The following is a 6,219-nucleotide window of genomic DNA, read 5'->3' on the forward strand; positions in this document are numbered from 1 at the left end:
GTCGATGCATATTACCGTTCAGCGTGAAAAACTGTCGAACGCCGTATCGCATGTTAGCAAAGCAGTTTCTAGCAGAACTACGATTCCAATTTTGACCGGGATTAAAATCAAAACGGATGATGAAGGTCTGACACTGACAGCAAGCGATTCGGATGTGTCTATTGAAGTTCAGATCCCGCTGGAAGAAGCCGGAGAATGGGGAGTAACCGTTCATCAACCTGGTAGCATTGTGTTGACTGCACGTATTTTCAGCGAAATCGTCCGCAAGCTGCCAAGCAATGAAATCGATATTCAAGTGGATGATCGTCTCGTAACCAAAATTCGTTCCGGACAAGCTGAGTTCACCATTAACGGAATGGATGCCAGCGAATATCCACAGCTGCCGCATCTGGAAGAAGATAAAGTCTTCAGTGTTCCCTGTGATTTACTGAAAGCAATGATTCGCCAGACTGTTTTTGGTGTTTCCACTTCCGAAATGCGTCCGATCTTGACCGGTTTAATGTGGTCGCTTGATCAAGGCAAATTGCGTTTTGTGGCAACCGACAGCCATCGCTTGGCTAGTCGTACCGCAATGGTCGAATGCCCAGAGGATCTTTCTTTCCACAACGTGGTTGTTCCGGGTAAAAGCTGCAATGAATTGGTAAAAATATTAGATGACGACCAAAATCTCGCGGATATCGTTGTTGCGGACAATCAAATCCTGGTGAAGTCCAAGCATATCCTGTTCTATTCCCGTCTCTTGGAAGGAACCTATCCGGACACGACCAGAATTATTCCTCAAGGAAGCAAAACGGAGATCACCGTCAGCACCAAGGAGTTTTTGCAATCTATCGAGCGCGCTTCCTTGCTGAGCCGCGAAGGCAAATCGAACGTAGTCAAGCTCGTTACAATGCCTGATGGAACCGTCGAAATTACGTCCAATGCACCCGAGATCGGGAAAGTAACGGACATTTTGATGCCAAAAGCAATGAATGGCGAAGAATTGAAAATCTCCTTCAACGCCAAATACATGATCGATGCGCTGCGTGCAATCGATAGCGCGGAAATCAAAGCGAGCTTTAGCGGCCCGATGAGTCCATTTGTGATTCGTCCGACCGATCATGACTGGATGCTCCATCTGATTTTGCCGGTTCGTACGTACTAAAATGTTTTTACGTAAAAGAAAGGAGCCAAGCCATGCGTGAGGTTTCCATTAGCACAGACTATATTGCTCTCGGCCAATTTTTAAAGCTGGCTGAAATCATTGACACAGGGGGAATGGCCAAAGCTTTTTTGGCTGAGGTTCCGATCCAGATCAATGGTGAGCTGGACAACAGACGTGGACGCAAGCTATATCCTGGCGATGAAGTGGCGATTGAAGGCTATGGTCGCTATCAAGTGGTACGCCCCTGAGAGGAGAGCGTGATTCTTGTTTCTCAAGAACCTGTCGCTAACCAATTATCGCAACTACGAAACGATGTCCCTGTCGTTTGACGGTCCCATTCAGTTGTTTATTGGCAACAACGCTCAAGGGAAAACGAATGCTCTTGAATCGATCTATGTTTTGGCACTCGCCAAATCCCACCGAACGCCCCGTGACAAGGAGCTAATATCTTGGGATGCCGATTATGCCACGATCCGTAGCGATGTTCTTCGTCGCTACGGTTCTGTTCGTTTAGAGCTGCAGTTGACAACCAAGGGAAAGCGGGCCAAAATCAACGGAATGGAACAACAGAAGCTGAGTGCCTATGTGGGGGCATTGAATGTCGTCATGTTTGCACCTGAGGATCTTTCCATTGTCAAAGGCGCACCTGCCCAGCGCAGACGCTTCATCGATATGGAAATCGGTCAGGTTTCACCTACGTATCTTTATTATTTGAGCAATTACAACAAAGTGCTGGCCCAGCGAAATCAGCTTTTAAAGGATTTGGCCATGAAAAAAAGTAACTCGCTGGAAATGCTGGCAATTTGGAATACCCAATTAGCCGATTTAGCGGTAAAATTGTTACGGAAGCGTTTTGAGTTCATTCGGAAGCTGGAGACGTGGGCACAGGAAATCCACACCGGCATCACCGATGGCAGGGAAAGACTTTCTTTGCATTACGTTAACTCATCGCCCGTTTCAGAAGAGATGACGATAGATCAGGCTGTAGATAAAATGCTTGCTGCCTACGAAGAGGTTCGCGACCGGGAAATCATGCGGGGGAGCACCCTGATTGGTCCACACCGTGATGATTTTTCACTTAAAGTGAACAACATGGATGTGCAAACGTATGGTTCCCAGGGACAGCAACGCACCAGTGCGCTGTCCATTAAATTAGCCGAAATTGAGCTGATTAAAGAAGAAGTGGGAGAATACCCCGTTCTGTTGTTGGATGATGTCTTGTCAGAGTTGGATGAACATCGGCAAACATTGCTGCTCGAAACCATTCAGGATCGAGTACAGACGTTTGTAAGTACCACAGGTGTGGAAGGCTTAAAGCATCAGGTTCTCCAGCAAGCCTCTCGTTTTTACGTGAGGGAAGGGAAAATCTCCGGAGAAAGGTAGGGGGTACAGGGATGTTTATTCACATTGGTGGAGATACTGTGGTGAGCACGAAGGAAGTTATTTCCATACTCGATCATCAGACTGTGAAATCCTCAAAAATCAATAAAGCGTTCTTGCTCGAAAAAAGTAAGACAGTTGTTGACCATAGCGAGGAAGAAACGAAGTCTTATGTAATCACCCAGAATGCCATTTACTGTTCACCTATTTCTTCTCTGACGCTGAAGCGACGCGCTCAGTTCGTGGACAGCTTGGATCAGTTTCCCTTTGTACAAGCTGAAGTGGAGGAGTTGACAGAGTAGTGGATCAAGTGACGACGAAAGATACAAACTACGATGCGAGTCAGATTCAGGTACTGGAAGGGTTAGAGGCAGTTCGGAAACGTCCCGGCATGTACATCGGGTCGACCAGCAGCCGAGGTTTGCATCACCTGGTATGGGAGATTGTCGACAATGCCATTGACGAGGCGCTGGCCGGTTATTGCGACGAGATCTTGGTGGTCATTCATCCAGACAACTCCGTATCTGTAACCGATAATGGTCGAGGAATCCCGACTGGCATTCATGAAAAGACCGGGAAGTCTACTGTTGAAACCGTTTTGACTGTATTGCACGCCGGTGGTAAATTCGGCGGTGGCGGATACAAAGTGTCCGGCGGTCTTCACGGGGTAGGTAGCTCGGTAGTGAACGCGCTATCCGAATGGATGGAAGTCGAGGTTAAACAAAATAACCAGATATACTACATGCGCTTCACAGTAGGCGCACCGGATGCCGATCTTGCTGTCATAGGCGAGACCGATGAAACGGGAACAAAAGTAACCTTCAAGCCCGACCCGACTATTTTTACCGAAACAACTGTATTTGAGTACGATATTTTGCAAAAACGTATTCGCGAGCTGGCGTTCCTAAACAAAGGATTGCGCATCACGCTGAAGGATACACGTCCAGATCAGCAGAAGGAAGAATCCTTCTACTACGAGGGTGGTATCATCCAGTTCGTAGAATACTTGAATAAAAACCGGGAAGCCCTGCATGATGATGTGATTTATTGCGAAGGAGAAAAAGAAGGTCTTGTCGTGGAGGTTGCCCTTCAGTACAACGACAGCTATGTGAGCAACATCTACTCTTTTGCCAATAACATCAACACGCATGAGGGTGGTACTCACGAGACCGGATTTAAAACGGCTCTTACACGTGTTATCAACGACTACAGCCGCAAGTTTAACTTCCTGAAGGAAAAGGATCCGAATCTTTCCGGGGACGATGTGCGTGAAGGCATTACCGCGATTATCTCCGTAAAAATTCAAGAGCCTCAATTTGAAGGACAAACAAAAACGAAGCTGGGCAACTCGGAAGCGCGTAGCATTACTGAGTCTGTCTTCGGTGACCGTTTCAACACCTTTATGGAAGAAAACCCGGGCGTAGCCAAAAAAGTTGTGGAAAAAGCGCTCATGGCATCTCGTGCCCGTGAGGCAGCTCGTAAAGCACGTGAAATGACTCGTCGCAAGAGTGCACTGGAAGTAAGTGCTTTGCCGGGTAAATTGGCGGACTGCTCTTCCAAGGACGCATCCGAATCTGAATTGTTCATTGTAGAGGGTGACTCTGCGGGCGGTTCTGCGAAGATGGGACGCGACCGCCATTTCCAAGCCATTCTTCCTCTGCGCGGGAAGGTATTGAACGTAGAAAAAGCACGTCTGGACAAAATTCTCGGCAACAACGAGATCCGTGCCATTATTACGGCTTTGGGAACGGGTGTTGGAGAAGACTTTGATATTTCAAAGGCACGTTACCACAAAGTTGTCATTATGACGGACGCCGACGTTGACGGATCGCATATTCGTACGCTTCTGCTGACGTTCTTCTTCCGTTACATGAAACAGTTGATTGAAGCGGGGTATATTTATATTGCGCAGCCGCCTCTCTACAGCATTAAGCAAGGGAAGACGCTGCATTATGCTTATACCGACAAGCAGCGTGATGAGGTTCTCGCTACCTTGAAGGCTCAACCAAAGCCAAACGTCCAACGCTATAAAGGACTTGGCGAGATGAACGCGGATCAATTGTGGGAGACTACAATGGACCCAGAAGTCCGTACGTTGCTTCAGGTAGATCTCGAGGATGCTATGGATGCCGATATGGTGTTTGAGACACTGATGGGTGACGAAGTAGAGCCTCGCAGGGAGTTTATTGAGCAATACGCAGCAAATGTACGCGATCTTGATATTTAATGGGAACGAAGAAAAGCTTGTCCTTTACCGGGCAAGCTTTTTCTTAATGAAAATTTAAAAACACATTTGAAATATACAGTGAACATGACTTATAATGGATTTTGCTTTTGTTAAAAGCGTCTTTCACAAAAAAGTTCACCCACGCAATAAAAAAAATCAAATTTTCTATTGCAATGAATTTAAAAGTGTGATAGATTAAAGTTCCGGAAGTAATCACGGGCCTATAGCTCAGTTGGTTAGAGCGCACGCCTGATAAGCGTGAGGTCGGCTGTTCGAGTCAGCCTAGGCCCACCACTTACATAGCTGACATGACGACTTTGTCACGGAAGCGTTAGAATGGGGCTGTAGCTCAGTTGGGAGAGCGCCTGCCTTGCAAGCAGGAGGTCATCGGTTCGATCCCGTTCAGCTCCACCATTCTAAAACATCATTATTCCTCGGTAGCTCAGTTGGTAGAGCAATCGGCTGTTAACCGATCGGTCGGCGGTTCGAGTCCGTCCCGAGGAGCCATTCAAATGGCCCGTTGGTGAAGCGGTTTAACACAGCAGCCTTTCACGCTGTCATTCAGGGGTTCGAATCCCCTACGGGTCACCTAGCAAAACGCCCCCCTAATGAAATAGCGGGGGAATGTGGAGGCTTAGCTCAGCTGGGAGAGCATCTGCCTTACAAGCAGAGGGTCGGCGGTTCGATCCCGTCAGCCTCCACCACTTTTAGCAACTGAATGTTTTACATGGAGCTGTGGTGAAGTTGGAGTTCACGCCGGTCTGTCACACCGGAGGTCGCGGGTTCGAGTCCCGTCAGCTCCGCCATTTTTCTCAAGCGATGGCGAAATAATTGCGCTTGAGGCTCGGTAGCTCAGTCGGTAGAGCAGAGGACTGAAAATCCTCGTGTCGGCGGTTCGATTCCGTCCCGAGCCACCATTTATACAAAACACGCCGGTATAGCTCAATTGGTAGAGCACCTGACTTGTAATCAGGGGGTTGTGGGTTCAAGTCCTATTGCCGGCACCACTTTTTCTTTGAAAGTTGAATAAGGTTTGCTTTTGAAGGACAAGCTTGGGGAGATAGTGAAGTGGCTAAACACGGCAGACTGTAAATCTGCTCCCTCCGGGTTCGGCGGTTCGAATCCGTCTCTCCCCACCATCTTTACTTCATGGCTATTGGGGTATAGCCAAGCGGTAAGGCAACGGACTTTGACTCCGTCATTCCTAGGTTCAAATCCTAGTACCCCAGCCATTTTTCGAGAGCCATTAGCTCAGTTGGTAGAGCATCTGACTTTTAATCAGAGGGTCGAAGGTTCGAGTCCTTCATGGCTCACCAGTTTTTAAAAAGCGAGAGATTGAATTTTATATGCGGTCGTGGCGGAATTGGCAGACGCGCTAGATTCAGGTTCTAGTGGTGGCAACACCGTGGAGGTTCAAGTCCTCTCGACCGCACCATTAACAGCAAAGTAGCATGCGGACGTAGCTCAA

General features: G+C 47.9%; 5 protein-coding genes and 12 tRNA genes. All 17 read left to right on the plus strand.

Annotated elements, in window-relative coordinates; all coding sequences use genetic code 11:
• The first annotated feature begins 4 nt into the window (after nt 1–4).
• A complete protein-coding gene (gene dnaN / locus C7R94_RS20615) occupies nt 5–1,144 on the plus strand; it encodes a DNA polymerase III subunit beta (RefSeq protein WP_047070298.1) in 1,140 nt (379 codons plus the stop codon).
• A 32-nt stretch (nt 1,145–1,176) separates the two neighbouring features.
• On the plus strand, nt 1,177–1,392 hold the full coding sequence (yaaA, locus tag C7R94_RS20620; protein WP_012683786.1) for a S4 domain-containing protein YaaA: 216 nt from the start codon (nt 1,177–1,179) through the stop codon (nt 1,390–1,392).
• A 16-nt stretch (nt 1,393–1,408) separates the two neighbouring features.
• Nucleotides 1,409–2,527 (plus strand): DNA replication/repair protein RecF, encoded by a 1,119-nt coding sequence (gene recF / locus C7R94_RS20625; protein WP_047070299.1) that lies wholly within the window; start codon nt 1,409–1,411, stop codon nt 2,525–2,527.
• Between the two features lie 11 nt (nt 2,528–2,538).
• A complete protein-coding gene (remB, locus tag C7R94_RS20630) occupies nt 2,539–2,826 on the plus strand; it encodes an extracellular matrix regulator RemB (protein WP_007720118.1) in 288 nt (95 codons plus the stop codon).
• Nucleotides 2,826–4,751 carry a DNA topoisomerase (ATP-hydrolyzing) subunit B gene (gyrB, locus tag C7R94_RS20635; RefSeq protein WP_106784237.1) on the plus strand — a complete coding sequence of 642 codons (1,926 nt, stop codon included), beginning with the start codon at nt 2,826–2,828 and terminating at the stop codon, nt 4,749–4,751. Before remB ends, gyrB begins: the two co-directional genes overlap by 1 nt.
• Nucleotides 4,752–4,968: 217 nt before the next feature.
• Nucleotides 4,969–5,045 (plus strand) — tRNA-Ile (locus C7R94_RS20640).
• A 44-nt stretch (nt 5,046–5,089) separates the two neighbouring features.
• Nucleotides 5,090–5,165 (plus strand) — tRNA-Ala (locus tag C7R94_RS20645).
• Nucleotides 5,166–5,182: 17 nt separating this feature from the next.
• Nucleotides 5,183–5,258 (plus strand) — tRNA-Asn (locus tag C7R94_RS20650).
• A gap of 7 nt (nt 5,259–5,265) precedes the next feature.
• Nucleotides 5,266–5,339 (plus strand) — tRNA-Glu (locus C7R94_RS20655).
• A 40-nt stretch (nt 5,340–5,379) separates the two neighbouring features.
• Nucleotides 5,380–5,455: transfer RNA gene (locus tag C7R94_RS20660), tRNA-Val, on the plus strand.
• 25 nt (nt 5,456–5,480) lie between these two features.
• Nucleotides 5,481–5,557: transfer RNA gene (locus C7R94_RS20665), tRNA-Asp, on the plus strand.
• Between the two features lie 35 nt (nt 5,558–5,592).
• Nucleotides 5,593–5,668 (plus strand) — tRNA-Phe (locus C7R94_RS20670).
• Nucleotides 5,669–5,682: 14 nt separating this feature from the next.
• A tRNA-Thr gene (locus C7R94_RS20675) sits at nt 5,683–5,758 on the plus strand.
• Nucleotides 5,759–5,805: 47 nt separating this feature from the next.
• A tRNA-Tyr gene (locus C7R94_RS20680) sits at nt 5,806–5,890 on the plus strand.
• Nucleotides 5,891–5,908: 18 nt separating this feature from the next.
• Nucleotides 5,909–5,983 (plus strand) — tRNA-Gln (locus C7R94_RS20685).
• Nucleotides 5,984–5,991: 8 nt separating this feature from the next.
• Nucleotides 5,992–6,067: transfer RNA gene (locus C7R94_RS20690), tRNA-Lys, on the plus strand.
• A gap of 32 nt (nt 6,068–6,099) precedes the next feature.
• Nucleotides 6,100–6,186, plus strand: a tRNA-Leu gene (locus tag C7R94_RS20695).
• Nucleotides 6,187–6,219: the final 33 nt, after the last annotated feature.

This window comes from Brevibacillus sp. NRRL NRS-603, from assembly GCF_003013445.1.
GTDB lineage: Bacteria > Bacillota > Bacilli > Brevibacillales > Brevibacillaceae > Brevibacillus > Brevibacillus formosus.